The sequence below is a fragment of the Gemmatimonadota bacterium genome (genome assembly GCA_016720805.1).
Taxonomy (GTDB): domain Bacteria; phylum Gemmatimonadota; class Gemmatimonadetes; order Gemmatimonadales; family GWC2-71-9; genus Palsa-1233.
Map to the genome: position 1 here is coordinate 1 of JADKJZ010000013.1, position 23,951 is coordinate 23,951.

Annotated in this window: 26 protein-coding genes and 2 pseudogenes; 13 read left to right on the forward strand and 15 right to left on the reverse strand. The window is 67.6% G+C overall.

Annotated elements, in window-relative coordinates:
* The 5 genes from IPP98_10045 to IPP98_10065 all read right to left on the reverse strand — a co-directional run.
* On the reverse strand, nucleotides 1-414 hold a 414-nt coding region (locus IPP98_10045), incomplete at its 3' end, for a hypothetical protein (GenBank protein MBL0179450.1).
* On the reverse strand, nucleotides 411-560 hold the full coding sequence (locus IPP98_10050) for a hypothetical protein (protein MBL0179451.1): 150 nt from the start codon (nucleotides 558-560) through the stop codon (nucleotides 411-413). The genes IPP98_10045 and IPP98_10050, both read right to left, overlap by 4 nt.
* Nucleotides 561-628: 68 nt before the next feature.
* Entirely contained in the window at nucleotides 629-973 is a 345-nt protein-coding gene (locus IPP98_10055; protein ID MBL0179452.1) for a hypothetical protein, read from the reverse strand.
* The gene (locus tag IPP98_10060) at nucleotides 970-1,653 is read right to left on the reverse strand and encodes a response regulator transcription factor (protein MBL0179453.1); all 684 of its coding nucleotides are present in this window, start codon (nucleotides 1,651-1,653) and stop codon (nucleotides 970-972) included. Before IPP98_10060 ends, IPP98_10055 begins: the two co-directional genes overlap by 4 nt.
* Nucleotides 1,654-1,669: 16 nt before the next feature.
* Nucleotides 1,670-2,962, reverse strand: a complete 1,293-nt coding sequence (locus IPP98_10065; GenBank protein ID MBL0179454.1) for a GAF domain-containing protein — start codon at nucleotides 2,960-2,962, stop codon at nucleotides 1,670-1,672.
* Between the two features lie 87 nt (nucleotides 2,963-3,049).
* Here IPP98_10065 and IPP98_10070 point away from each other — a divergent pair, with 87 nt between their 5' ends.
* From IPP98_10070 to IPP98_10085, 4 genes are all read left to right on the forward strand, one after another.
* Nucleotides 3,050-3,712 (forward strand): hypothetical protein, encoded by a 663-nt coding sequence (locus tag IPP98_10070; GenBank protein ID MBL0179455.1) that lies wholly within the window; start codon nucleotides 3,050-3,052, stop codon nucleotides 3,710-3,712.
* 184 nt (nucleotides 3,713-3,896) lie between these two features.
* Complete coding sequence (locus tag IPP98_10075; protein ID MBL0179456.1) at nucleotides 3,897-4,523, forward strand: hypothetical protein; 627 nt, start codon at nucleotides 3,897-3,899, stop codon at nucleotides 4,521-4,523.
* Complete coding sequence (locus tag IPP98_10080) at nucleotides 4,523-5,023, forward strand: hypothetical protein (GenBank protein MBL0179457.1); 501 nt, start codon at nucleotides 4,523-4,525, stop codon at nucleotides 5,021-5,023. Before IPP98_10075 ends, IPP98_10080 begins: the two co-directional genes overlap by 1 nt.
* Before the next feature lie 51 nt (nucleotides 5,024-5,074).
* A complete protein-coding gene (locus tag IPP98_10085; GenBank protein MBL0179458.1) occupies nucleotides 5,075-5,602 on the forward strand; it encodes a Rieske 2Fe-2S domain-containing protein in 528 nt (175 codons plus the stop codon).
* A 19-nt stretch (nucleotides 5,603-5,621) separates the two neighbouring features.
* Here the strand turns inward: IPP98_10085 and IPP98_10090 are convergent, their stop codons facing one another.
* From IPP98_10090 to IPP98_10110, 5 genes are all read right to left on the reverse strand, one after another.
* The gene (locus IPP98_10090) at nucleotides 5,622-7,805 is read right to left on the reverse strand and encodes an Ig-like domain-containing protein (GenBank protein MBL0179459.1); all 2,184 of its coding nucleotides are present in this window, start codon (nucleotides 7,803-7,805) and stop codon (nucleotides 5,622-5,624) included.
* Complete coding sequence (locus tag IPP98_10095) at nucleotides 7,772-8,287, reverse strand: hypothetical protein (GenBank protein ID MBL0179460.1); 516 nt, start codon at nucleotides 8,285-8,287, stop codon at nucleotides 7,772-7,774. The genes IPP98_10090 and IPP98_10095 overlap by 34 nt, the downstream gene beginning before the upstream one ends.
* Before the next feature lie 192 nt (nucleotides 8,288-8,479).
* Nucleotides 8,480-8,878: a hypothetical protein gene (locus IPP98_10100; protein MBL0179461.1), complete on the reverse strand. Its 399-nt coding sequence runs from the start codon at nucleotides 8,876-8,878 to the stop codon at nucleotides 8,480-8,482.
* 17 nt (nucleotides 8,879-8,895) lie between these two features.
* Nucleotides 8,896-9,348 carry a hypothetical protein gene (locus IPP98_10105; protein MBL0179462.1) on the reverse strand — a complete coding sequence of 151 codons (453 nt, stop codon included), beginning with the start codon at nucleotides 9,346-9,348 and terminating at the stop codon, nucleotides 8,896-8,898.
* Nucleotides 9,349-9,350: 2 nt separating this feature from the next.
* Complete coding sequence (locus IPP98_10110) at nucleotides 9,351-10,460, reverse strand: protein kinase (GenBank protein ID MBL0179463.1); 1,110 nt, start codon at nucleotides 10,458-10,460, stop codon at nucleotides 9,351-9,353.
* A 228-nt stretch (nucleotides 10,461-10,688) separates the two neighbouring features.
* On the opposite strand from IPP98_10110, the gene IPP98_10115 reads away from it, so the two are divergent.
* Nucleotides 10,689-10,955: a hypothetical protein gene (locus IPP98_10115; protein ID MBL0179464.1), complete on the forward strand. Its 267-nt coding sequence runs from the start codon at nucleotides 10,689-10,691 to the stop codon at nucleotides 10,953-10,955.
* Between the two features lie 223 nt (nucleotides 10,956-11,178).
* Nucleotides 11,179-11,370, forward strand: a complete 192-nt coding sequence (locus IPP98_10120; GenBank protein MBL0179465.1) for a hypothetical protein — start codon at nucleotides 11,179-11,181, stop codon at nucleotides 11,368-11,370.
* A 3-nt stretch (nucleotides 11,371-11,373) separates the two neighbouring features.
* Here the strand turns inward: IPP98_10120 and IPP98_10125 are convergent, their stop codons facing one another.
* The 3 genes and pseudogenes from IPP98_10125 to IPP98_10135 form a co-directional block, all read right to left on the reverse strand.
* On the reverse strand, nucleotides 11,374-12,141 hold the full coding sequence (locus tag IPP98_10125; protein ID MBL0179466.1) for a DUF4405 domain-containing protein: 768 nt from the start codon (nucleotides 12,139-12,141) through the stop codon (nucleotides 11,374-11,376).
* A pseudogene (locus IPP98_10130) lies at nucleotides 12,138-12,764 on the reverse strand (carbonic anhydrase). The gene IPP98_10125 and the pseudogene IPP98_10130 overlap by 4 nt, the downstream one beginning before the upstream one ends.
* A gap of 171 nt (nucleotides 12,765-12,935) precedes the next feature.
* Complete coding sequence (locus tag IPP98_10135; GenBank protein ID MBL0179467.1) at nucleotides 12,936-13,469, reverse strand: hypothetical protein; 534 nt, start codon at nucleotides 13,467-13,469, stop codon at nucleotides 12,936-12,938.
* 496 nt (nucleotides 13,470-13,965) lie between these two features.
* Here IPP98_10135 and IPP98_10140 point away from each other — a divergent pair, with 496 nt between their 5' ends.
* The 6 genes and pseudogenes from IPP98_10140 to IPP98_10165 all read left to right on the forward strand — a co-directional run bounded on the left by IPP98_10140 (nucleotide 13,966) and on the right by IPP98_10165 (nucleotide 16,615).
* Nucleotides 13,966-14,439 carry a hypothetical protein gene (locus tag IPP98_10140; protein MBL0179468.1) on the forward strand — a complete coding sequence of 158 codons (474 nt, stop codon included), beginning with the start codon at nucleotides 13,966-13,968 and terminating at the stop codon, nucleotides 14,437-14,439.
* Nucleotides 14,436-14,636 (forward strand): hypothetical protein, encoded by a 201-nt coding sequence (locus tag IPP98_10145; protein MBL0179469.1) that lies wholly within the window; start codon nucleotides 14,436-14,438, stop codon nucleotides 14,634-14,636. The genes IPP98_10140 and IPP98_10145 overlap by 4 nt, the downstream gene beginning before the upstream one ends.
* 403 nt (nucleotides 14,637-15,039) lie before the next feature.
* Nucleotides 15,040-15,303: a 4Fe-4S binding protein gene (locus IPP98_10150; protein MBL0179470.1), complete on the forward strand. Its 264-nt coding sequence runs from the start codon at nucleotides 15,040-15,042 to the stop codon at nucleotides 15,301-15,303.
* Nucleotides 15,304-15,343: 40 nt separating this feature from the next.
* Entirely contained in the window at nucleotides 15,344-15,901 is a 558-nt protein-coding gene (locus IPP98_10155) for an NAD(P)-binding domain-containing protein (GenBank protein MBL0179471.1), read from the forward strand.
* Nucleotides 15,790-16,317, forward strand: a pseudogene (locus IPP98_10160) (NAD(P)-binding domain-containing protein). Before IPP98_10155 ends, IPP98_10160 begins: the two are co-directional and overlap by 112 nt.
* Nucleotides 16,318-16,468: 151 nt before the next feature.
* Nucleotides 16,469-16,615 carry a hypothetical protein gene (locus IPP98_10165; GenBank protein ID MBL0179472.1) on the forward strand — a complete coding sequence of 49 codons (147 nt, stop codon included), beginning with the start codon at nucleotides 16,469-16,471 and terminating at the stop codon, nucleotides 16,613-16,615.
* Between the two features lie 1,982 nt (nucleotides 16,616-18,597).
* Here the strand turns inward: IPP98_10165 and IPP98_10170 are convergent.
* The gene (locus IPP98_10170) at nucleotides 18,598-18,810 is read right to left on the reverse strand and encodes a hypothetical protein (GenBank protein MBL0179473.1); all 213 of its coding nucleotides are present in this window, start codon (nucleotides 18,808-18,810) and stop codon (nucleotides 18,598-18,600) included.
* 225 nt (nucleotides 18,811-19,035) lie between these two features.
* Nucleotides 19,036-19,236 (reverse strand): hypothetical protein, encoded by a 201-nt coding sequence (locus tag IPP98_10175; protein ID MBL0179474.1) that lies wholly within the window; start codon nucleotides 19,234-19,236, stop codon nucleotides 19,036-19,038.
* Between the two features lie 4,266 nt (nucleotides 19,237-23,502).
* On the opposite strand from IPP98_10175, the gene IPP98_10180 reads away from it, so the two are divergent.
* A complete protein-coding gene (locus IPP98_10180; protein MBL0179475.1) occupies nucleotides 23,503-23,784 on the forward strand; it encodes a hypothetical protein in 282 nt (93 codons plus the stop codon).
* The last annotated feature ends 167 nt before the right edge of the window (nucleotides 23,785-23,951 follow it).

Sequence of the window (23,951 nt, forward strand, 5' to 3'; positions counted from 1 at the left end):
TTGCCAGCTCTTGCCGCCGTCCTTGGTGCGATAGACGCCGCGCTCCTTGTTCGGCCCGAAGACATGCCCGAGCGCACCGACGTAGGCGATGTTCGGGTCGGTCGGGTGGGTGACGATGCGGGAGATGTACTGCGTCTCGCCGAGGCCTATGAAGCTCCACGTCTTGCCGGCGTCGAGCGACTTCCAGACGCCATCGCCGTGGGAGACATTGCCGCGGATCGGCGTCTCGCCCCCGCCGGCCCAGACGATGTCGGGGTTGCCGCGGAAGAGGTCCACTGCGCCGATGGTGCCGCCGAAATAGTCGTCGGTGGTCGGGTTCCAGCTCTTGCCGCCGTCGAGTGTCTTCCCAGACGCCTCCGCCGGTGGTGCCGACGTAGTACTCCTCCGGTCGCACCGAGCCGACGACCAGGTCATCCGGCCAGTGTGCGCCGGTCGAGCATTCGCCACTGGAGGCCGCGCCAAGCGGTGGTGTCGATGGCCGGGCGCTGCTGGGCAGTGGCGAGCGTCGGGAGGAGGGCGGCCAGGGCAAACAGGCGGGGAGTGCGGAGCAGGTGGCGCACGGAAGCCTCGGAGAAGGACCGGAAGTGCGGGAGGAGAAGAACCTACGGAAGGGGGAGGGACCGCGCACTCAGATGTCGCGGTCCTCCCAGTCGACCTTCTTCATCAGGTGGTGGACCCCGGGGGCGAGCAGCAGGCCGGTCACGGCGATCACCACCAGACCGCAATAAAGGGCGTAGATCCCTGCGAAGAGCTTGCCGGGCTCGGAGAGCTCGACGGCCACGGGCCCCATCCCGCCCAGCAGCATCGCACTGTTCAGGAAGGCGTCGAGCCAGCTCATCCGCTCGAAGTGGCGGTAGCCCACCATGCCGATCACCAGCGAGAAGGCGAGCACGGCGAACGACACGACGGAGTGCAGCAGTTGTCGCCGGAAGAAGCGACGACGATTGGGCTGGGCCACGCCCGGCGCCGTCATGACACCACCGCTTCGCGACGAAGCAGGAACCCGACGCCGCGCATCGTCTGCAGGAGCGGCACGCCGGCCGCTTCGTTCAGCTTGCGCCGGAGGTTGCCCACGTGGACATCGACCACATTGCTCTCGGGGTCAAAGTGAAGGTCCCAGACTTTTTCGAGCAGCGTCGTCCTGCGGATCACCTCTTCGGCGTGCAGCAGGAAGAATTCCAGCAACTGGAACTCCTTCGGCGTGAGGTCGAGTGTCGTCCCGTGGACGGTGGCGCGGTGCTGCAGTCGATCCATTCCCACGCAGTCGTACTGAAGCATGTCGAGTCGTTGTGCTCCGCCCCGGCGCGTCAGTGCCCGCAGTCGTGCCAGCAACTCGTCGAAGCGGAACGGCTTCGAGAGATAGTCATCCGCCCCGGCGTCCAACCCGCGGACCACGTCCTCCGGGGCGTCGCGGGAGGTGAGCATCAGGATCGGCGTGGTGCGGCCCTCGCGCCGCAATTCGATCGCCACCTGCACGCCGTTCTTCTTCGGCAGCATCACGTCGAGCAGGATTGCGTCATAGTCGCCCACATGGGCCAGCAGCGTCGCCTCCTCCCCATCGACCGCGACATCCACCGTGTACCCCTCCTCCTCGAGCCCATGCTTGATGAAGGAGGCAACCTTTCGCTCGTCTTCCACAACCAGCAGCTTCATCGGTGGGCGCTCCGGGTCATGGGGACTTCCGAACAGTCGGGAGGTCGAGGTAGAAGCAGCCGCAGCCCGCACGGGGCACGGTGTCGAGGTCCCCGCCCAGGAGGCGGGCCAATCGTCGCGAGAGCGGCAGGCCGAGCCCGACCCCCTGTTTCTCCCCTTCGGCAGTGGTCACATACACGTCGAAGATCCGCTCGGCTTCCTCCTCGCGGATGCCGGGCCCCTCATCCTCGACCAGATAGCGGACCATCGCGCCCTCGGGACGCACCGAGAGCCGCACCATGGTCTCGGCGGGGCTGTACTTGATGGCGTTGGTGAGCAGGTTCATCAGGATCTGTTCCACGCGGCTGGCGTCGGTTTCGATCGTGGGCAGGTCATCCGCAAGCTCCATCGCCAGCCGGATCGACTTGGCACTGGCCGCGGGTGTCGCCCGTCCCGTCGCCCGGTGGGCCAGCGCGACCGCGTCGACACGTCGCACCACCGGCTTGAGGCGATCCTCATCGAGTCGACTCAGGTCGAGCAGGTCGCTGATCAGGTCGATGGCCTGCTGGGCGGCGTCATACACCTCGAATGCCTCTCGCGGAGCCGTCGCACGATCCTGCTTGCGGACCAACAGCTCTGACCAGCCATACACGGCGGCGAGTGCGTTGCGCAATTCGTGATTGACCATCGCGAAGAACCGCTCGCGAGTCCGCTGGAGCTGGTGCACCTCGTCCAGCAGCCGGGCGCTCTCTTCATGCAACCGCGCATTCTCCACCGCGGCCGCCGACATCGCGGCGAGCAGGATGGCGACGTGTTCGTCGTCGGCACTGAACTGGTCGCCACCCTGCTTCTCGGTCAGGTAGAGATTCCCGATGATCCCGCGCCGACCGGTGATCGGTACGCCGAGGAAGGAATGCATCGGCGGATGGTGCGGGGGAAAGCCACAGGAATCGGGGTGGCGGACCAGGTCCGGGAGGCGGATCGGGCGCCCTTCCCGGAGCAGCAGGCCGAGGACGCCATGGCCTCGGGGCGGCGCGCCCATCACTTCCCGTTCCTCGTCACTGATGCCATGCGTGACGAAGCGCTCGAGCACCAGGCCGTCCGGGGCGAGCACACCGATCGCCGTGTACCGGGCGCCGATCACCTCCGCGGCGATCGCGACCACGCGGTGGAGCACGCCCTCCAGGGACGCCTCCGAGGTGAGGGCGAGTCCCGCGAGCACCAGCCCCTCCATCCGTTCGCCTTCCTGCTTGCCGGAATTGCTCGTGGGCGCCGTCCTTCTGGTCGCGGGTCGCTGCGGTCGTGCCGTGATGATTGAAGAAACCTTCATCCCCGGCCCATCCTCCCTTCCGGTGCGATGGTGCACCTTCCGGCCCTGTACCGGTCCGAATGACCCTCGCTGCGCGGGAGCGCCGAGATGTCCCTTCGCGAGACGGAACCGCCCGGCGACCCCGCCGGCGAGGCTCCACCAGAGGACAACGAAACGGCCCAATGGGCCTGGCAGAGCTTCGACCAATCTCCACGACGCTGGCATCAGGCGCTTCGCCACGCGCAGCCGAGCGGTGGTGGCTACATGCGATCCGAGACTTACCTGCTGACGCGGCACTCCACGAATCTCGTGAAGCTCCGGCAGGACCGGGTGGATGTCAAGCGGCTGATGGCCACCGAGCCGAGTGGCATGGAGGCCTGGGCAACGGTTCGGCGGCTCCCGCTCCCGCTGTCCCCACCGGTTATCGCCGAACTCTGCACCGGGTGGCAATGCGATCCACCGCGGCCATGCCCGACCATCCGCACGGTGGATGACTTCCACGCTTTCCTTGCCCAGCAGCTTCCCGAGGTGCGCGTCCTCCCGGCGCGAAGCTGGCGACGCGAGTACCGCCTTCTCGAGTGTCAGGCCGAGCGGCGAACAATCCTGGTGGGCGGAAACGTCCTCGAATTGCTGGCGATCAGGCACCCCGACCTCGCCACGCTCCGCACGACCGTGCACGCGCTCGACCTGGGCAAGGGACCGACGACCTCGGTGCTGACGGCGCTGCGACAATTGCTCGGATGGCCCGCGGATCGCAACCGCCCGGGGTGACCATCGCGACCCGGTGATCTCTCCCGTGGCATGCCAGTGGAGTGCTTCGGCGACTGAAACGGTCCCCATTACACGCCCGTGTTGCCGGTTGCCGATCGGGCGTCACTGGTAGTGATTGCACAACAGCGTGTGAGTCTCGCCGCCGTGGTAATGCTCGAATCGCGCTGACATTCTGGAGTCGCTCATGCGCAGGTTTGCCTTCCTTCTTGCGATCGCGTCGACCTCGACGGTGTCGCTCGCGGCGCAGCAGTTCGCCTCGTCGACGCTGCCTCCCAGTGAGTGCGGCGCGTGCGTGGCCTCGCTTGCCGTCGGCATTCATCAGGCGCCTGCGGACACCGGTCGCCTCCGGGCGATCGAATACAGCGACGCATACGCCGTCCGGCTGAAGATCCATCGACTCGCCAGCTACGCCGAGTTGCCACTCTTCGCCGCGGAATACTTTCTCGGCGAGAAGTTGCTGCGTGATCAGCGCAACGGGTTGAACCAGGGTGGTGAGGATGGTGGGAGCCGATCGAGTGCGCGTGGTGCGCACTCGGCGGTGGCGGCCGGGCTCGGGGTGCTCTTCACCGTGAACACCGTCACGGGTGGGTGGAATCTCTACGAGTCGCGGAAGGATCCCTCGGGCCGGACACGCAAGTGGCTCCACACCATCACGATGCTCGCGGCCGATGCCGGATTCCTGTGGACCGCCGCGGCGGCGGAGGGGGCGCGTGAATCCGATGCCGGGGCGCGGACGCACCGCACGCGCGCCATCGCCTCGATGAGTCTCGCGACCGCCTCCACCGTGATGATGTGGCTCTGGAAGGATTGATGCTCACGACTCTGATCGACACGCTCATCCGCTGGTGCGCGCCCTGGCAGACGTTCTACGGCGATTCCCGACTGACCGAGATCGCGGTCACCTCGGTGCACGTCGTCGCGATGCTGCTTGGCGGCGGCTTCGCCGTCGCGGCGGACCGACTCACGCTGCGCACGACGCGGCGCGACACGGCCGACCGGATGGCGATGCTCGACGAGTTGCAGTCGGTGCACCGGCCGGTGATGGTTGGATTGGCGGCGCTGTTCGCGAGCGGCGTGGCGCTTGCCGCCTCCGACGTCGAGACCTTCGCGGCGTCGCCCGCCTTTCTGGTGAAGCTGGCGCTGGTCGTGCTCCTCTCGGTCAACGGGCTCGTCATGCTTCGCGCCGAGCGGCGGCTCCGCGTCGATCCGACCGAGGCGCGCTGGGGCACGTTGCGCCTCGTGAGTTGGCTCTCACTCGTGCTCTGGGTCAGCACCGCCGTCGTCGGAGTCGTGCTCGTCAACGCGGCGTGAGTGCGCTGCACTGCAGTTGGCCGTCCACCATTGTCCTGCCATGAGGTTCTTGTGAGCGATAGTACTGGCCCCAACGAAGACGCCGCCTGCGAAGGCTGCGAATTGACCCGGCCCCGCCGGGAATTCCTGAAGGAGATCGGCCTGGCCGCGATGGGCGCCTTGCTCCTGGCCGGCATCCCGGCCGAGTTGGCCGCGACGATGCGGCCGCGGGACGTGGCGGCCAGCGGCCGTGTCGGCGCCGATCCGACCTACCCCGTGCCGGCGGCCGATGGCGTGCAGATCGACAAGGTGAACGAGGTGATCCTGGTGCGCTGGCAGGGCAGCGTCTGGGCGTTCAACCTCTCCTGCCCGCACCAGCGGACGGCGTTGCGGTGGACCGATGCCAAGCACGAATTCCAGTGCCCGAAGCACAAGTCGCGCTACCAGCCCGACGGCACCTTCATCGCCGGGCGCGCCACCCGCAACATGGATCGCTTCTCGATCACCCATACCGGGACCGAAGTCATCGTCCACGTCGGGGCGATGCACAAAAGCGACGCGGACCAGGCAAGCTGGTCCGCGTCGGTGGTAAAACTCTGAGCGGTGTGGCGCGGCGCCGTTAGCGTGCTCGCCCCAACCGGCGATCTTCCTCGTCCGTGGTGAAGCGGCCGCGCACGATGATGGCGACGCTCTTCCGGAAAAGCGAGGCGCTCGGGAAGGGCAGCGCGGATTGCGTGGCGGAGCATCCCGGCGGAGGTGAGCAGTTCCTGCCCGGCGCGCAGGGACCACCGTTGAAGTTGATGCGCCGACCATAGCCACCATTCGGCAACTGGAAGCGGAGCACCAGCTCGGGTTGACGATTTCGCGTCACCAGTTGCGCATTCGGCAGCGGGCCGATGGCAAACTGGAAGGTGACCAGTCGATCGATGCCGCTGATGGCATCAGTGTCGCCTCCCAGGAACGCGACGGCCGAGGCGCTGAATGACTGCGTCTGCGGTGCGCCGGTCGTGGCATTCTTCACCACGCGCTCGGCCACCAGCGTCATCGGGTAGGCGATCGGCCCGGTCTGCCCAGGGCTCTCCTCGGCCGAGAGGTAGAGGCCGATCGAATGCACCAGTCCGCTGCCACCCACCGGACCGGGGATGGTGACGTAATACGCGGCGATGTCGTCTCGCGAGGCGGCCGGGTTGCAGGCGTTGATGGTCGTGAAGTCGGCGGCGTGCGTCGCGGTGTAGAACACCTCCGCGCCCCCGGGTGCCGCCTGCAGCGAGGCGCGAAGCTGGTTGTCCCCTTCGCCGGGTACCCAGGCCACCGAGGCACTCCCGTCGGCTCCGGTGAGGGTCGTGGTGGTCGAGGGTGCACCGTTCACCGTGGCGCCCATGGCGCCGCCTGGCGTCCAGAAGACCGGGACACCAATCTGCGGGTTGTTGAACTGATCGGTGACCCGGACGGTCGGTGTCGGGCTGACCGGGCCGTCGTTGACCTTGTCATACGCCGTGGGACCGACCGCCACGAACCGCAACGCGGTCCCAGGCAGAACGTCGAAGAGGTTGCTCCCCGTGGTGCTCGTCACCACGCCCGCATCGCCGAGCGTGGCAGTGGCGGCGAATCGGTAGCCCGTGGCCGACTGCAGGATCGTGGTGCTGAACGTGGCCACACCATTGACGGTGTTGGTGACCTTGGTCGTGCCGCCGCCATCAAAGCTGTTCTTGTTCAGCGACAGCGTCACCGGCGTCGATGCCGTCGGAACGATCGTGCCCAGATCGGAGCGCACTTCGACGCGCGCCGGAATCAGTGCACCGGCGCTGTAACTGCCCGCGGCCGGTTGAGTGAAGACCAGGTTGCTCGCCCCATACGTGGCGATCAGCCAGCCCGGCGCATCCGGGACAAACTCGATCACATCCGGGTCGAGGTCGGCCGGTGGCGTGAGTGCCACGGTCAGCTTCGTGTAGGCCGTACGAAGTGCGGACGTCGTGCCGAAGTTGAGGCAACTCACGGCCGCGGTCCCGGCCGCGTTGGTGGCGGCATCGGCGCCGCAGACCGTGGCGTTGCCCGGCTTGGCGCTGTACGGCGCCACCGTGGACGGCGCGGCGTTCCACGCGGCGATCACCCCGGGAATCAGGTGCCGAGACGCGTCTTGACCGTGACGCTGGGAGGCCAGACCCGCCGCGCGTCGTGCCGACGGTGCCGTCGATGGTGGTGACGAGCAGGGCGTCGCGGACAAATTCGCTCGTCGACCCGCCCACGCCACCCGAGGCGAACAGCTGCGGATCGACCGGCTCGAACGGCGAGAACTCGCTGGTCGCCCCACCGATGCCGCCGCCGGCGAGGCGCCGGGCCGCGGAGAGGGGCCGGGAGAATCATGCTCGCCAGCGTGGTGAGGGGCACGACCGCCCCAGGTCGAGGGCATCGCCGCCGACGTGACCGCGCCGCAGGCGAGCGCCATTTCGGGAGGAAGGTCCACGCGGGGGAGCACTTCAAAGGTGCTCGCATCCTTCTGGTGGCCGAGGACGAGCCTCGCCAGCAGCGCGTCGAGTTCACTCGCCGGGACGTTCGTCAACTCGGCGGGATTCGGACAGACGCCGATGATCGCCTTGGTGCCGGGCTTGAGGGTCTGCGCCGGCGAGACCGTCCACTCATAGATGAAGGGGTACTTGTCGAGCGGCGTCGTGAGCGCGCTGAGATCGGTCACGCGCTTGACCGTGACGACGGTATTCTCGACCACTGCATCGGACGGGAACTGCGCACCGCTCTGCACATTCTGCGTCATCAGCGTCGTGACCGGATCGCCGACGTGCACCACCCAGGTCTCCCGGGGTTCGCGATGCCCGCGTCGATGCCGACATAGCAGAAGACCTGGTTCATCAACGTTGCCAGCGCCGCCGGGGAGTGGGCGACGAGGTGCAGCGAGTCCTGCAGCAGGAGGAAGTCCACCAACTCGAAGGCCTTCGCCTTCGCGAGGGTCGGGTTGTTGGCGTTCGTCGCCTGGACGATCGCGTTCCAGGTGCTCGTGGCGGTGAAGGTGCTCGCCAGCGAGGTGAAGCCGCTCGAGAGCGCCGCCTGGATCACCGCCGGATCGGAGGTGCACGGCGAGAGGCCCGCGGCAATGCCGCTGTGCGGCACCGCGCGGGCGGGCGTGTCGGGAAGTGAAGCGGTATCACCGCATGCACTCGCCAGTAATGTCACCGCGAGGAGCGGCACCAGGTCACACGAGACATCGCCTCCGGAAGAAATACAGGAGGGAGGATCATCGGGGATCTTGGCGATGTGGTCCTGCCGAGTCACCCTACTACTCCCCTATGGCGATTGATATACGCCACAGCGGGAGGTCCCGCAATGCTGTTGCGCCAGTGTCACCCCTGTGACCTAGTTCGCGATCAGCTTCGAATCCCGGCGCCTTCTCGATTGGCCGGTACCACCAGCCGACATACGCCTGGATCGCCTTCCGCCGGTCGTCTTCCTTCGAAAGGAAGACCTTCAGGTTGGCCAGGCCGCGGTGGTGTCGCTGCGAAGGACGCTCACGAAGGCGGCGTACTGGGGCAGTTCGAGGTTCGGGTCGACTTCCGGGTTGCCGCGCGACCGGTCGACCACCCGCTTGGCGCTGTCGCCCAGGTTGGCACGGGTGAGCACGGCCGCCACGAGGAGGTCGCTCTTGAACCGTTCGAACCGCTGCGGCTTCGGGACGAGGGCGGTGATCGAATCGGCAAGCTTCCACGCCAGCGCCACGTCGGGCTCCTTCGCGCGCGAGGTCATCAGGTAGAGCTGGCAGCGCGGCGCCTGCGCCGACGCGGGATAGCGGCGCTGCATCTCGTCGCACCAGCGGTTTGCCTTGGTCCAGTCTTCGAGGTCGTACGACGCGAGGATCAGCCGGTTCAAGACGGTCTGCGCGTTGCTCAGGGAAGGCGTCGGCGTTCCATGCCTTCTCGGCGGCCCTGATAGATGTCGAGCGGCGGGACTTCCGGGATGTAGTAGTAGAGGTGCGACAGCGATGCCCACGCCCCGGCCTGATTCGGGTTGAGCTCGGTCGCTTTCTCAAGGTCGGCCCGCGCCGCCAGCTTCAGCGCGTCGATCTTCTCCTTCTCGGCGTCGACCTTCAGCAGGTAGCGCCAGTATTGCAGGTTCCCGCGCAACTCAAGCGCATTGGGGGCCTGCGGCTGCAGCGCCAGTGCCCGGTTGGTGTGCGCCAGCCCGGCGTCGATCGGCGCCTTGGCGTCGAGCGGATCCTGGTTGCGGCGCGATGTCTCGTAGGCCAGGCGCGCCCGGCCGATGATCGGGTCGGGCCACTTCGGTCGAGCGCGTCTCGGCCTGCGCGAGCAAGTGTCAGCCTGGGCGCGGATGAGGCGCACTGTCACCCTTCGCGGCGGCTGCCAGCTTCCGCAGCCGCTCGGCGCTGGACCAACAACCACGCGTCGTTGTTCGACGTTGCCTTGCGCTGCTGTTTCATCAGCACTTCGCTGCCGATTTTTTGCTGGATGAGGGTGGCGACCTCGCGCGCGGTGGAATCGCGCGCGGCGGCGAAGTTGCGACTGTCGACCGAGAAGCTCTTCCGATCGCCGAAGTCAGCGCCCGAGTTGCCATCGATCAGCCGGATCGAGACCTTGATCTTGTCGCCCTGCTGTTCGAGCGTCCCCTTGACCAATGTGCCGGCGTTGAGCGCCTTGCCGATATCCTCGACCGCGATCGAGTCGTTGCCGCGATACTGCCCGACACCGCCCGCCGAGATGACGGCGATGCTCGGGACGGTGTTGAGGTTCTCGATCAGCGCTTCGGTCAGCCCATCGGCGAGTGCCGAGAGGGAGTCACCGGGGCTGATGCTCTGGAAGTACAGCACGGCGATCCGCTTCGCCGGCAATCCGGTGCCATCAGCCATCGCCGCAGGCCGGTTGCCGCCCGCACTCATCTTGTAGGCCCCGAAGCCAGCGGCGGCGACCACAAAGAGCGCGGCGGCGAGCACTGCCGGCCGCTTCCAGAGCGGCACCGGCATCGGCGCGGCGACGCCAAACGCGCTGGTCATCCCGCTGTTGGTACGGCGCGCCGTCGTGTGCCGCATCGTCATCATGCGAGTGGACGTCGCCCCGGCCGCCATCGGCGCGGCGACCAGCATCTCGGCGAACGCCGCCGCGCTCTGCGGCCGGTCGGCCGGCGACTTCCCCAGCGCGCAGAAGATCGCGTACTCGACTTCCTCCGGCACCGACTGACGGATGATCCGGAGCGACGGGACCTGCTCCATCACATGCTTGGCGAGGATCGCCGAGGCATTCTTCCCGCTGAAGGGCGGCTCACCCGCGAGCATCTCGAACAGCATGCAACCCAGAGAGTAGATGTCGGCGGTGACGCCGACCTTCTCGCCCATCCCCTGTTCGGGTGCCATGTAGGTCGGCGTGCCGAGGGCCATGCCAGTCTGCGTCAGCTGCTGGGCGCCATCCTCGACCGCGCGCGCGATCCCGAAGTCGGCCACCAGCGCGTGGCCACCGCTGAGAGGACGTTCTCCGGCTTGATGTCGCGGTGGATGACCTGTTGCTTGTGGGCGTACTCGAGGCGTCGGCCACTTCGAGCGTGATCTGCAGCGCATCCTCGACGGAAGCTGGCCTTCGCGGTCGAGGCGGTCGCGGAGCGACTCCCTCGACGAACGGCATCACGTAGTAGAGCAGGCCCAGTCGGAGACCCCGAGTCGTACATCCCGAGGATGCGGGTGCTGCAGCCGCCCGGCGACCCGGATCTCGCGCTCGAAGCGCTCGCCGCCGATCGAGGCGGAAAGGTCCGGGTGGAGCACCTTCACGGCCACCTTGCGTTCGTGCTTCGTGTCGCGGGCCAGGAAGACCGTGGCCAGCCCCCACTTGCCAAGCTCCCGCTCGAACGCATAGCGATCGGCGAGGTGGGTCTGCAGTCGTTCGAGGTGGTATCGGCCAAGCTGGAGGCCTCGGGCCGGAGAGGGTTGAGAGCTAAAGGATAAGTCCGGCTCCGAAGAACGCGCCAGCGGTGGCGGGGCGAATCCGCCGTCGAGGCTCGATTCCTGGTACCCCGCTTAGTTTTCCCCTGCGGCCACTTTGCCGTCCTTCGTCCCCGGCACGAGTGAGCCCGAATGAGCGCCTACAAGACCCTGCAGCGTCGCCTGACCCACGGTGGCCGCGAGTATCACTTCGTCACCTGCGAGGGGCAGCGGGCCAATCCGTCGCGTGCACCCCGAGGTCCCGCCGACCTGGGCGCTGATGGCGGCCGGCAAGCGGTGGACGGTGATGCCGGAACTGGCCGATCAGGACGAGGCCGAGATCGATCGCCAGCTGCTGGCGTGGCTGGGTGAGCACATGGGGAGCGAGCCGGGGATCATCGCCGATCGGGGCGATCCCGCCAGCGGTCGGAAGGGCTAGTCCTCAGTCGAGCTTGAGCTTCAGTACCCGGCGCCCAACCACCGCGACGCCCAGCACGAAGACCGACTCCAGAAGAAAGCGGGGGCCACCGTCCGGAAGATTCGGGCGATCGGTCCCCGGTCGCATTTTCATGATGTCCGGCGGCGGTCCGCGCCGTTCCGTCTGCCCGTCGGCCGTGCGGAGCTCCATTTCGCCGCCCTCTTCCGGCATCACCTGCCCGCCGCCCCAGACCACCACCGCCAGCACCGCCGACACCACGGTGATCCAGAAGATCCGCGGGACGGGGCGCACCAGGAGCGGCTCGCCCTGGCTGGACGACTCGCCCGCCTGCCGCGCTCGCAGGGCGCGCCGCACCCCGTTGCTGATCAGGTCCCAATTGAGCGCCACGTGCAGCCCCAGGATGATCAGCGTGACCGTCGAGGACGACTCATGCAGCTCGTGCCACATCCCGTAGCGCGCATTGGTCAGATGATTCCCGAAGATCGATTTCGACATGTAGAAGCCGGACGCCAGCGCCACGCCCATGGCCAGGAAGAGCGCCACGTTGAGCAGCAGGGAGAGCGATGGCCGGGGCCTCCCCGCAGGGAGGAGTTTGGCCAATCGGGTCAGCGCCCACTCCCAGTGGATCACCAGATGCAGCACGATGGTCGCCAGCAACGCCACCGCCAACCACTCGTGGATGGGCACGCCGGTCAATCGCCACGCCATCAGGGCGATGAACGCGACGAGCATGAGTGCGTCGAGGATCAATGAGGTGGTCCGGCGGGTCATGCCGGCACCCCATCGAAAAAGGTGACCACCCCGGTCTCCAGCGAGATACTCGGCGCCCACCACCAGCAGGCCATCCTCTCGAATCAACTGTTCCAGGATCTCGAGCCGTGTCGCAGATGGTTGGCGGAGGCGCGGATGTTGGGCCCTGACCGCCTCGGCCACCAGGGCGTCGTGGTCGTGGGCGAGCGGCGTGTCGAGGAGCGACTCGACTGACGGCCGCACCAGGTCGACAATCGCCCGGATGTTGCGCGAGTGGGTCGAGCTCGGCGAGGGGTGCAGCAGCTCCTCGATGGTGGCCACGATCGCGCCACACTGCGAATGGCCCAGGACGACCACCAGCCGGGTGTGGAACCGTTCGGCCGCGAATTCCACGCTCCCGACCAGCGAGGGGGCGACGATGTTGCCGGCAACCCGGATGACGAAGAGGTCGCCGAGTCCCTGGTCGAAGACGATCTCGGCGGGGACGCGGGAGTCGGCGCAGCCGAGAATGATGGCGAAAGGCTCCTGACCTTCCGTCAACTCCGCGCGACGGGCTTGGTGGAGCACCGGCGCGCCACCGACGCTGGTGTTGAACGGCGATTGCCGGCCTGGAGTCGGGCGAGGGCTTCGTGGGCAGGGATCATGGTGGAAGGGTACTACCGGGCAGGGGGCGCGGTGAGGGGGGTCATCCGAAGTTAGCCGGAGGGAACGAGAACCGGCCTGATGAGAGTTGGTGCTCGCCAGGCCGATAAAAGTGTCAATTTTTAATACAGTTTGTTGGTCACCTATTGATCAGCCCTTCGCATCATCGCCCGTCACTTCGTCGGGGTCGTCTTCAGGAAGTCGTCGAGCAGCGTACGGTGCGCCAAATACTCGGGACGCTTGATCGCGACCTCGGCGTCGAAGTGCTGACGGAAGGCGAGTCGTGCTGCACGCCCGGCCGCGACGTTCCCTTGATAGTCCGCAATGAGTGCGCGGAGGTAGTCGACGAGGAGGTGATTCTTGGCACTCGCCACGATGGTGTCGACCTGCGCCACCGCACCGGGAAGGTGACCGACCTGCGCGCGCAGCAAGGCGAGGTGAAAGCGCAGATCGTTGTTTCGGACGGCCGTCGGCAGATTCGTGAACGCCTGCTCCATCATCGGGAAGAATCGCACGACGGTGGCCGTGTCGCCCGACTGCACCGACGCCTGAATCCGATCGGCCAATCGCAGGAATTGCTCTTCGGGACTGAGTTTCGAGAGATCCGGTGGGGTGCCATCCGATGCCACGGCACCGCTCGGCGTCGGATCCGCGCCAGCGGTGACGGTCGAACTGGGACGCGAGGCGGCCCCACCCCAACGCTGCAATCGCCGCGACTCCGATCATCGCCGGAATGGTCCACCCAGGCGTCCGACGCGAGGTGACCACGCTCGGTGTGTCGGCAGCGAACGGTTGCGCGTCACCACCGAAACTCGTCCCACAATTCGCGCAAAACTTCGTACCCGGCGGCGCCACGATGCCGCATTGCCGACAGGCTGACTCGGCGGTCGCCATGCCGCAGCTCTCGCAGAATTTTCCGTGGACCGATGCGCCGCAGTGGGGACAGGATGTTGAGGATGAGTGCTGCAATGGGCCTCCGCCGCATCAAGTGATTGGCTTGAATCATTCAAGGGGCAGGCTGAGATTCGGCCCGCAATCTGCAATACGTACAAGTGTACAAAGAATGCACCCGATTCCGATACTGCCGGGTTGTGAGATCCGTATCCGACCGGATAGGATGTCCCCGCGGAACCACTTGCCGATTCGCTGCACGACTTGAGGGAAGGCTGACCGAACCTGCGCGCCAACTGCACCGCCTACGAGATGCCCCGCCAGCCTGAACTGGTCCGGGCGCCTCAAGTATCGACGGCGGTCGATGCTGCACCCAGCACCGCGGTTCGGCCGACGCCAAAGCAGTCAGCCGCCGACGCCGCCCGCCGGGGTCGTTGGAAGATCTGGGGGTGGACCTTCGGGGTGGCGTTGCCGTTGGCTGCCGTCAACCTGATCGGCGCCCCGTACTATCTGGAGCCGATGGCCCTCCGGGTTCGCCACCCTTGGCATGCCATGCTCCGTCCGTCGGGGACCGTCGGCCTGACCGCCGGGATCATCGCCGTCGCGATCTTCATCTTCCTCTGGCTCTACCCGCTCCGGAAAGTACAAGCGCCTCGCCTTCCTCGGCTCGCTCGGCAAATGGATGGACGTGCACGTCGCCACGGCGCTGGCGATGCCCCTCCTGCTGGCGATTCACGCGACCTGGCGCGCCGATGGCGTGATCGGTCTCGGCCCTGCTCTCGATGATGGTCGTGATCGCCAGCGGCGTGATCGGCCGGTACCTCTACGTCCGGATTCCACGCGCTCGCAACGGCGTCGAGTTGACGCGTGAAGAAGTTGCCGGTCGGCGCCGCGAGTTGATCGGTGAGCTGGCCGAGACAACCGGACTCGGCGTCGACGTGGTCGAACGCACCCTCGCGGTCGGGGCGCCGGTGGAGGGTTGAGCAGAGCCTCGGCAAGATCTTCCTGCGGTTGCTGGCCGACGATCTCACGCGGTGGCGTCGCACCGCGGACTTGCAGCGCCGGTGGGCGGGAGTCGCGCCGGCCGGGCGGCCGCTGAGCAAGGCTGCCCTCGGCGAGGCGGTGCGTCTGGCCTCGCAAGAGATGTCGCTTGAGCAGCAGTCGCGCATGCTCGAGGCCACCCATCGGGTCTTCGGGTTCTGGCGTGGCCCACCGTCCCTTCGCGGTGACGGCGATGGTTGCGGTCATCATCCACATCGTGGTCGTCCTCGCCGTCGGCGTGGTGCGGTACTAGGCCGCGACCATGGAATCCCCCGCCACCCTCCTCGCCTTCGTGCTGATCACCGGGCTCGCCATCCGCATGCAACGGCGCTCCACGTCGGGGCGATGCGGTGCCGTCAATGCGGTGCACCGCAGCAGGCCTACGAATTGGTGTCGGCACCGGTCGTCGAGGGGGAGCTTGCGGCCGGGAGCGGTGAGCCGAAGGCGATGGTCCGTGCCGATGTCTGCGTCGGCTGCGGCACCTGCGTGGACGCCTGCCCGGAGCCGGGCGCGATCACCATGCACAGAAGCTCGCGGTGGTGGATGACGCCCTCTGCAAGGGCCACGGCGAATGCGTGGCGGCCTGCCCGGTCGGCGGCATCCTGGTGACGACGGGCGCGGCGGTGAACCGGTCTCGTCCCATTGGTCAATGCCAATTTCGAGGAGCAACCTCCCGGGCTCTACATCGTCCGGCGAGCTCGGCGGGCGCGGGCTGATCAAGAACGCGGTGAATGAGGGGCGCCTGGCGGTCGAGCACATCGCCGCGACGCTGACCCCGGCCACCGCCGACGAGCGCGACGCGGTCGACGTGCTGATCGTCGGCAGCGGTCCGGCCGGCCTGAGCGCCGGCGTCGAGGCGATCCGCAACGGTCTCAAGTACGTGATGGTCGAGCAGGGGGAGCTCTCGGAAAGCGTGCGCAAGTATCCGCGCCACAAGCTGCTGCTGGCGGAACCGATTCAAATGCCGCTCTACGGCAACCTCTGGGTGGCGGACACCTCCAAGGAGGCGCTGCTCCGCGCGTGGGAGAGCATTGTCGACAGTAGCGGGCTCCAGGTCCGGACCGGCGAGCGCGTCCTCAAGGTCACGTCCGAGGGGACGCTCTTCAGGTCGAGACGTCGGCCGGCCGCTATCGGACGCGCCGCGTGGTGCTCGCGATGGGGCGCCGCGGCTCACCGCGGAAGCTCGGCGTGGTCGGCGAAGAGCTGAACAAGGTCGTCTACGAGATCGTCGAGATGGAGCAGTTCACCGGGCGTCGAGTGCTCGTGGTCGGCGGCGGCGACAGTGCGATCGAATCGGCGGTCGGCCTCGGGAACCAGGATGGCACCACGGTGCATCTCTCCTACCGTGGCGAATCGTTCCCGCGGATCAAGCCGCGGAATCAGGAGAAGCTCGATCGGGCGGTGGCGGCCGGGCGAATCACCTTGCTGCTGCAGACGCAGCTGCGCGAGGTGCGCGCCGACGTGGCGGTCCTCGAGGGGCCGTCCAGGGCGATGATCCTCCCGAACGACGATGTGGTGATCCGGATCGGTGGCGATGCGCCGTTCGCATTCCTCGAACAGATCGGCGTGCGCATCGTGCAGAAGGACGTGCCGATTCCTCGTGACGTCGAGAAGGTAGGCTGATTGCGCTGGCTTCGGTGGCTCGGGCTGGTGGTCCTGGTGCTGCCGGGCCGAGTGGAGGCGCAGATCTCACCGGGTCCGCTCGCGAAGGCGCACCCAGGCGCTTGAAGGGCGACCAAGTGCTCGCAGTGCCATGGCCCCTCGAAGGGACGCGATGCCACGACTCTGTCTGAGTTGCCACAAGGAAGTGACGCTGCTGGTGTCGCGGGGACGCAGGTACCACGCCCGCGAGGCGAAGACGTCGGGGAAGAGCTGCGCCTCGTGCCATCCGGACCATGCCGGTCGCCCAGATTCGCGATGATCGCCCTGGCCGGCGGGCGGCCGCGACCGCTTCGATCATCGCGGCGCGGGGTAGGTGCTGGAGGAAGCATGCACCGCTCGCCTGCGCCAAGTGCCACGTGGCGAACTACCGGACCGACCGGCGGCGCTCATCTCGCCCCCGCAAGGAGATCCCCGAGGTGGATGGGACTGGAGACAGCCTGCGCGTCGTGCCACGCCACGGACGACCCGCACCAGAAGTCGCTGGGCCCGAAGTGCGAAATGTCACACGGCGGATGCATGGGATCCGGCCCCGAAATTCGATCACATGAATTCCGATATCGTTTGACCCGGGCCCATGGGCAGGTGACCTGCAACGCCTGCCCCGCGCCGCCGACACTCCGTATTACACCGGATGCCACTGGGAAGCGGAACCCCTGTACCGCCGCCCCCTGCCCGTACGCCGGATGCTCGAGTTGCCCGCCGACCCTCACAAGGGGCGGCTGTCGTCAAAGTGCAGTGATTGTCACGTTACCCAGGGTTTGATGTGCTGGATCGTCGCGGCTTCAACCACTCGCTGACTCGCTACCCGCTCCTTGGCAAGCATCGCCAGGTGAGCTGCGACGCATGTCACCCGGGCGGGACATGGCGAAAGCCACGGCCGGTCTCCACCACCTGTACCGCCTGTCATGCCGACCGGCATGCCGGCGAAACCACGCTGGCAGGCGCGGTGGTCGACTGCGCCGCCTGCCATCGGGTCGAGGCTTCGCCCCATCGACCTTCACCGTGGCCCAGCACGGCACGGCGCGTTACCCGCTCGGCGGCAAGCATCGCGTGGTCCCCCCTGCGCCTCCTGCCCACAAGGCGACCAAGGCGCCGGGGTCGGCCAGCGTGACGCACCTGCGAGTCGCCTTCGCCACCTGTACCTCCTGCCACGTCGATGCGCACGGCGCACAGCTCCCCGGGACGGCGTGCGAGAGCTGCCACAGCGATCTCGGATGGAAGGAGCTCCGGTACGATCGGGCCACGCACAGCACGACGACGCTGCCCCTCGAGGGGACGGCACGCGGCGATTGCCTGCGCCGATTGTCACTCGGCGTCCCGCAGCAGGTTGCCGGCCCTCGCGAAGACGACGGCGCTCAGGACCGCGGGCCTCCAGTTCAAGCTGAAGGAGACGCGGTGTGCGGCGTGCCACGCCGATCCGCACGCCATCGCGGGCGAGACGCGCCGTCGCGACACGACCCTCACGTGTGGCGACTGCCACTCGGCGACGGCGTTCCGTCCGTCGACGATCGGGATGGAATCGCATGCGCGGTTCTCGTTTGCCCTCGAAGGCGCCCATCGCGCGGTCCCCTGTCGCGGGTGCCATAGTGGACTGCCGGCGTCGAGCGGGATTGCGACGGGTCGGGCATCGCTCGTCAGGGCGTCCAGCACGATGGCCCGGGTGGCGCTGGGCGTGCCAAGGGCACCACTTGCGCCAGCTGCCATCAGACGCCGCACGGAACGCAATTCGACGCGCGCCCCGACAAAGGGCCGGTGCGAGGCGTGCCACACCAGCGATCGCTTTGTCGGGGCGCTCCGCTTCGATCATGAACGGCAATCAGCGTTTTTCGCTCACGGGGCGCATGCCGCAGTTCCCTGCGCCAAGTGTCATCGCACCGAGCAGGTCGGGTGGAACCGCACGGGTGATCTACCGCCCCGTCGCCACGAGCTGCGAGAGTTGTCACAAGGCCAAGCCGGCCGGAGGGTGCAATGACACGCGTCTTGCGCGCGGCCTGTCGGCCGCCGTGGTGCTGCTGTCGCTGCTCGTCGGCCGCGCCCCGGCGCAGTCCGGCGCCAATCCGCACGGTCCGGCGATCGGGGCCTGTGCCACCTGCCACCGTCGAGGGGTGGAAGCCGGTGCGGATCGCCGCCACCTTCCGGCACGCCGAGCGGACCTTCCCGCTCGTTGGGGCGCATGCGACGGCGACCTGTACCGCCTGCCATACGACGCTGGAGTTCTCGAAGACCAAGGCGACCTGCGCCTCATGCCACCAGGACGTCCACCGCAGCGAGCTCGGCACCCAGTGCGCGCGATGCCATACCACGCGCAGCTTCACCGACCAGGCGCGGCTCTCCCGCCTGCACGAGGAAAATCAGTTCCCGCTCCGCGAAACGCACGTGGCGACCGCCTGCGGGGCGTGTCACGCCGACCAGCGCCAGGCAGCCCCAGTTCGCGAATCGTCCGTCGACCTGCATCAGCTGCCACAAGGCCGACTACGACAAGGCGGCTGCGCCGAAGCACTCGGCGGCCGGCTTCCCGACCAACTGCCTGACCTGCCACAGCGAGACGGCGTGGCGCGGTGCCCCGTTCGACCACCAGACGACCCAATTCCCGCTGACCGGGGCGCACCAGGCGACCCAGTGCGCGACCTGTCACGCCGACGGCGTCTATCGCGGCAAACCGACGACGTGCGTCTCGTGTCACCGGTCGCAGTTCGACCAGACCAGGATGCCGGCGCACACCGCGGCCGCCTTCTCCACCGATTGTACCACCTGCCACACCACCACGGTGTGGCGCGGGGCGACGTTCGACCACAGCACCACCACGTTCCGCTGACCGGTGGGCACCGGGCGACGCAGTGCGCCGCCTGCCATACCGATGGCGTCTTCAGGGAAGGCCACGAGCTGCGTGTCCGTGCCATCGCCCCAATTTCGACCAGACCAAGACGCCGCCGCATGCCTGGCAGGGCTTCTCGACCGATTGCGCCACCTGCCCACACGACGACACGGTGGCTCAGCACACCGTTCAATCACACGACGACCCGCTTCCCGTTGACCGGCGGACGCAGCCGCTCACCTGCGCCTCGTGTCACTCGGACGGCGTGTACAAGAACAAGTCGATGACCTCCGTCTCCTGTCACCGGCAGAACTTCGACCGCACGACGGTGCCCCGCACGTCGCCGCTGGCTACTCCACCGATTGCCAGCCGCCACAACTCGACAGCATGGCTCGCGCGGGCTTCAATCACAACACCACCCGCTTCCCGCTGACCGGCGGGCACCGCAATGGTCACCTGCGCGTCGTGCCATGCCGATGGCGTCTACCGTGGCCGGTCGATGACCTGCGTCTCGTGCCACCGGCAGGCTTCGATCAAGCCCGGACGCCGCCGCACGCGTCGGCGGGCTTCTCGACCGAATGCACCACCTGCCACACCACGACGCGGTGGCAGGGCGGGACGTTCAACCACTCGACCACGCAGTTCCCGCTCACGGGTGGCCACCTGACCGCGACGTGCGTCTCGTGCCACGCCGACGGCGTGTATCGCGGCAAGTCGCAGACCTGCGTGTCGTGCCATCCCACCAACTACGACGCCACTCGGACGCCGGCGCACGCGGCACACCGGCTACTCGTCCGACTGTACCACCTGCCACACGACGACCCCGTGGCTCGGCGCCAACTTCAATCACAGCACGACGCAGTTCCCGCTGACCGGCGGCCACCTCACGGCGACCTGCGCCTCGTGTCACGCCGACGGTGTGTACCGGGGCAAGCCGACCACCTGCATCTCGTGTCACCGCACCAACTACGACGCCACCCGGACGCCGACCCACGCGGCTGCGGGGTACTCAAACGGACTGCACCGACCTGCCCACACCACGACCCAGTGGCTCGGTGCGGCGTCCAATCACAACACGACCCGCTTCCCGCTGACGGGTGGCCACCTCACGGCGACCTGTGCACCGTGTCACGCGGATGGGGTCTACCGGGGCAAACCCACGGCCTGCCTGTCGTGTCACCGAGGCCGACTTCACGCGGACCACCACGCCGCCGCACGCCGCCGCGGGCTTCGCGACCGGCTCGTTAGCCTGTCACACCACGACCCGGTGGGAGGACGCCACGTTCAATCACGGCACCACGCGCTTCCCGCTGACCGGCGGTCACCGGGCGGCCTCATGCGCGGAAATATCACGCCGACAACGTCTACCGCGGCCAATCGACTGGCCGTCTCGTGTCACCGCACCGACTATGACGGGACGCGGACGCGGCACATGCCGCGGCAGGCAACTCACCGACTGCACCACCTGTCACACCACCACCCGGTGGCAGAATGCGACGTTCAACCACAGCACCACCCGCTTCCGCTGACCGGTGGCCACCTGACGGCGACCTGTGCGTCGTGCCATGCCGATGGGGTCTACGCCACCAAGCCGACGACCTGCGTGTCGTGCCACCGCACCAACTACGATGCGACCCGCACCCTTCCGCCCACGCGGCGGCAGGCTCTCGACCGACTGCACCACCTGCCCACCACCACCGCAGTGGCTCGGCGCGACGTTCAATCACGGCACCACCCAGTTCCGCTCACCCGGAGCGCACCGGGCCAGTGAGCTGCGCGAGCTGTCACTTCGACGGTGTCTATCATGGCAAACCGACGACCTGCATCTCCTGCCACCAGACGGATTTCGGTGGGACGACGACGCCGCCACGCCGCGTAACCGGCTTCTCGACGACTTGCACGCCTGCCACCACGACGACGCGGTGGGAGGGCGACCTTCAACCATGGCGACGGCGTTCCCTCTGACCGGCGCGCACGTCACGACCACCTGCGCCTCGTGCCACCGGAACAACGTCTATCGCATTGCCGGCGACCTACCATCTCCTGCCACCAGCAGGACTACACCTCGGCGACCAATCCGTGCTCTCGGGGTCGCGTTCCCCGACGACCTGTGCCACCTGCCACACCACGACGCGCTGGCAGGGCGACGTTCGATCGACGGCCCGTACTTCCCGATCTACTCGGGCAATCACCGTGGCCGTTGGGCGAGCTGTGCCACCTGCCACACGGCCCCGGGCAACTACGCGGTCTACACCTGCATGAGCTCCGGGCTGCCTTTCGCGCACGAGCACCGATTCCGAACACCGCGGACGGGGCAACGGCTCCAGTACGTCGCGACCGCCTGCTACTCCTGTCACCCGCGGGGTCGATCGCGAGCAACGCATGGAGCCAAACGGGCGCGGTGGCGATGGTGATCATCGGTCTCGGCTTGCCTTCAGCGTGCCTCAGCGCACGCAGATCACGGCGCCGGGAAGTCGACCCCGAAGAGTGCGCCGAAGCCCCGCCGACCTCCGCCGCCAAGGGAACCGACAAAGACCGCGGCCGTCCCCGCGAAGGCCGTGGTCACGCCTCCGCCATCGGTCACTCCCCGGAGTTGGGCGGCGGTGACCTATGTCAACGGTGCGACCATTTATCTCTCGGTCCCGGCAGCAAGCAGGGCGTCAAGGAAGGGACGATCTTCACAGTGGTACGCGCCGGACAGACCGTCGGCGAACTCTCCGCGAGCTTCGTCTCCTCGAGGCGCACCGCCTGCACCGTCACGCGAGTAACAGCGCGATCACGGTGGGCGACTCGGTCTCGTTCGTGCCCGTCGTGGTGGAACAGGTGCCAACCACGCTCACCGCCGCGGGGAGCCGGCCCGTCACGCGTGCGGGGACTCGTCGGTCCCCAGTGCGCGGGCGGGTCGGACTCCGCTACCTCACCATCAATCAGCCCGGTGGCACCACGTTGCGGCAGCCCTCGGTGGATTTGCGGCTCGACGGCGCACAGATCGGCGGTTCATCGATGGGGCTTGCCGTCGATAATGGACACGGCGCGAGTGTCACCGGCGGCTCGTCGTCTGCCACGTCCACACCAGCGGGGGCCACCCGCGCCTATCAGGCGGCGCTTATTCGGCAGAGTTCTCCGACCGGCACCCGTCTCGCCATGGGTCGCCAGTTTCGCGACCGTCCTCGCCCATCGGCACTTCTTCGATGGCGTCGCCTCGACGTGAATGGCGGCAAGTGGAGTGGCGGTGGAACGAGTCGGCACCATGCCGGATGGCGGCAGCTACGCCCCCTCAGCGGCGACCACCGAGGCGGGCTCTGGCTGCAGCGGCACAGCGCCCGGGGGGCGCATCGCCACCGTGGGCGCGACGGTCAGCGCCATCGGCTCCCTACAATCGCCGGCGAGATTGACCGGGGTTCGCCTGCGCGGGACCGCTCAACACGCGGTGGTCTCGGTCTACGCCGCCAGGAGATCGACGTCAATCGCGGATGGAAGGCGGCAGGCCGAGGTCATTCGCGACCTTCACCTCTCCGTCTTGACGGCCCAGGTGAGCTTGTAGGCCGAGCGTTGTCGGTCTCAGGTGGCCTCGACCCGCGCCGCAGCGTCACCTCTACCGCGACTTCGTCAATCCGGGATCGCCTTTGACGACGCGCTGCGGCGGGGCCGGTGGGGCGAGTCTCGCTCCGCCCGTCGCGACACTTCCCGGTTGACGGTGACATCCGCTCCAGTGGCGGGGATCGGAAGGGAAGTCCAGGCCGTCACCGCCTCCGCTCCCGACGACGCAACTGACGCCCCTCGGCCTCGGCCTCCGCGCCCGCACCACCCAGGTACACCGGCGCGATCACCGAGGGCGACTCTCGTCGGTGGCGGTCGAAGTCGCCCAGGGCAAGCCGTCCGCCCCTCTCCCCCAACGCCGGGGTCCGGACCAGTCTCGCCCTCGGCCCGGCCTCCCTGCCACCCGCCTCACCTGGCCCGGTGGTGACCTCGATGACGCCGTGGGCCGGTCGCTCTACATGATGCTCTCCACCTACCGCGAGTCGAGGACAGGCTCGGCGTCAAGTTGCAGACGCCAACTGACGGCTTAGTGACCTGGCCGGTTTTACCCAGAGGGAGGAAGACGTAAGACGTGACAGGTGACAACGTGACAGGTGGCTATCGGCGACCCGTTTGACCACTGACCAGTCTGACCTCTTCCCCGTGACCCCTCACCGGTTACCTCGGCGCTCACCACTCTACGCCCAATCTTCGGTACCAACTCCCCCATCGCCCCACCGAGGTTTCCTCATTGCTGACTCGCTCCCGGTCGCTCACGGTCCGGCACCGACGGGAAGCAGGTGGCGCAGGCGATGATCGTCGACCTGCAGTCGAAGCAGGACATGGAGCGCTATCGCGGCAAGCTGGCCGGCATGGCGATCCTCTCGACCCCGCCGGCGGCCATCGACATCGCCGCGATGACGAATGGCGTGCGGCGTCGGACGGAAAGCGGAACTGGGTTCGCTGGAGCGCGTGGTCATCTGTCACGCGGCCGGCCCCAGCGCCGCTGTGCGGTCGGAATCCAAACAATGCTGCTCACGGCGGTCGAGAAGATGGCCTTCTACAAGGCGGAAGGCGTGGTCGTCGTCTTTTAGTGCGAGAGCGGCTGGCTCGGCGCCGTGCGCCTTCTCGCGGCCTGGCTCCGCGGACCGGTGGTCGCGCGATGGGGACCTCGCCGCACCGGTGATCGTGGCCGTGACGCGGGCACTGACCCCCGGATGTACCAGTTCTCCAGCGTTTGATACCGATGAAGGTCGAGGTC

Coding starts and splice junctions, on each gene's coding strand:
- IPP98_10055 (MBL0179452.1), bottom strand. CDS start 973: ATGACGGCGCCGGGCGTGGCCCAGCCCAATCGTCGTCGCTTCTTCCGG.
- IPP98_10060 (MBL0179453.1), bottom strand. CDS start 1,653: ATGAAGCTGCTGGTTGTGGAAGACGAGCGAAAGGTTGCCTCCTTCATC.
- IPP98_10065 (MBL0179454.1), bottom strand. CDS start 2,962: ATGAAGGTTTCTTCAATCATCACGGCACGACCGCAGCGACCCGCGACC.
- IPP98_10070 (MBL0179455.1), top strand. CDS start 3,050: ATGTCCCTTCGCGAGACGGAACCGCCCGGCGACCCCGCCGGCGAGGCT.
- IPP98_10075 (MBL0179456.1), top strand. CDS start 3,897: ATGCGCAGGTTTGCCTTCCTTCTTGCGATCGCGTCGACCTCGACGGTG.
- IPP98_10080 (MBL0179457.1), top strand. CDS start 4,523: ATGCTCACGACTCTGATCGACACGCTCATCCGCTGGTGCGCGCCCTGG.
- IPP98_10115 (MBL0179464.1), top strand. CDS start 10,689: ATGCGGGTGCTGCAGCCGCCCGGCGACCCGGATCTCGCGCTCGAAGCG.
- IPP98_10125 (MBL0179466.1), bottom strand. CDS start 12,141: ATGACCCGCCGGACCACCTCATTGATCCTCGACGCACTCATGCTCGTC.
- IPP98_10140 (MBL0179468.1), top strand. CDS start 13,966: ATGCCCCGCCAGCCTGAACTGGTCCGGGCGCCTCAAGTATCGACGGCG.
- IPP98_10145 (MBL0179469.1), top strand. CDS start 14,436: ATGATGGTCGTGATCGCCAGCGGCGTGATCGGCCGGTACCTCTACGTC.
- IPP98_10150 (MBL0179470.1), top strand. CDS start 15,040: ATGCGGTGCCGTCAATGCGGTGCACCGCAGCAGGCCTACGAATTGGTG.
- IPP98_10155 (MBL0179471.1), top strand. CDS start 15,344: ATGCCAATTTCGAGGAGCAACCTCCCGGGCTCTACATCGTCCGGCGAG.
- IPP98_10165 (MBL0179472.1), top strand. CDS start 16,469: ATGCCACGACTCTGTCTGAGTTGCCACAAGGAAGTGACGCTGCTGGTG.
- IPP98_10170 (MBL0179473.1), bottom strand. CDS start 18,810: ATGCAGGTCGACGGACGATTCGCGAACTGGGGCTGCCTGGCGCTGGTC.
- IPP98_10180 (MBL0179475.1), top strand. CDS start 23,503: ATGATCGTCGACCTGCAGTCGAAGCAGGACATGGAGCGCTATCGCGGC.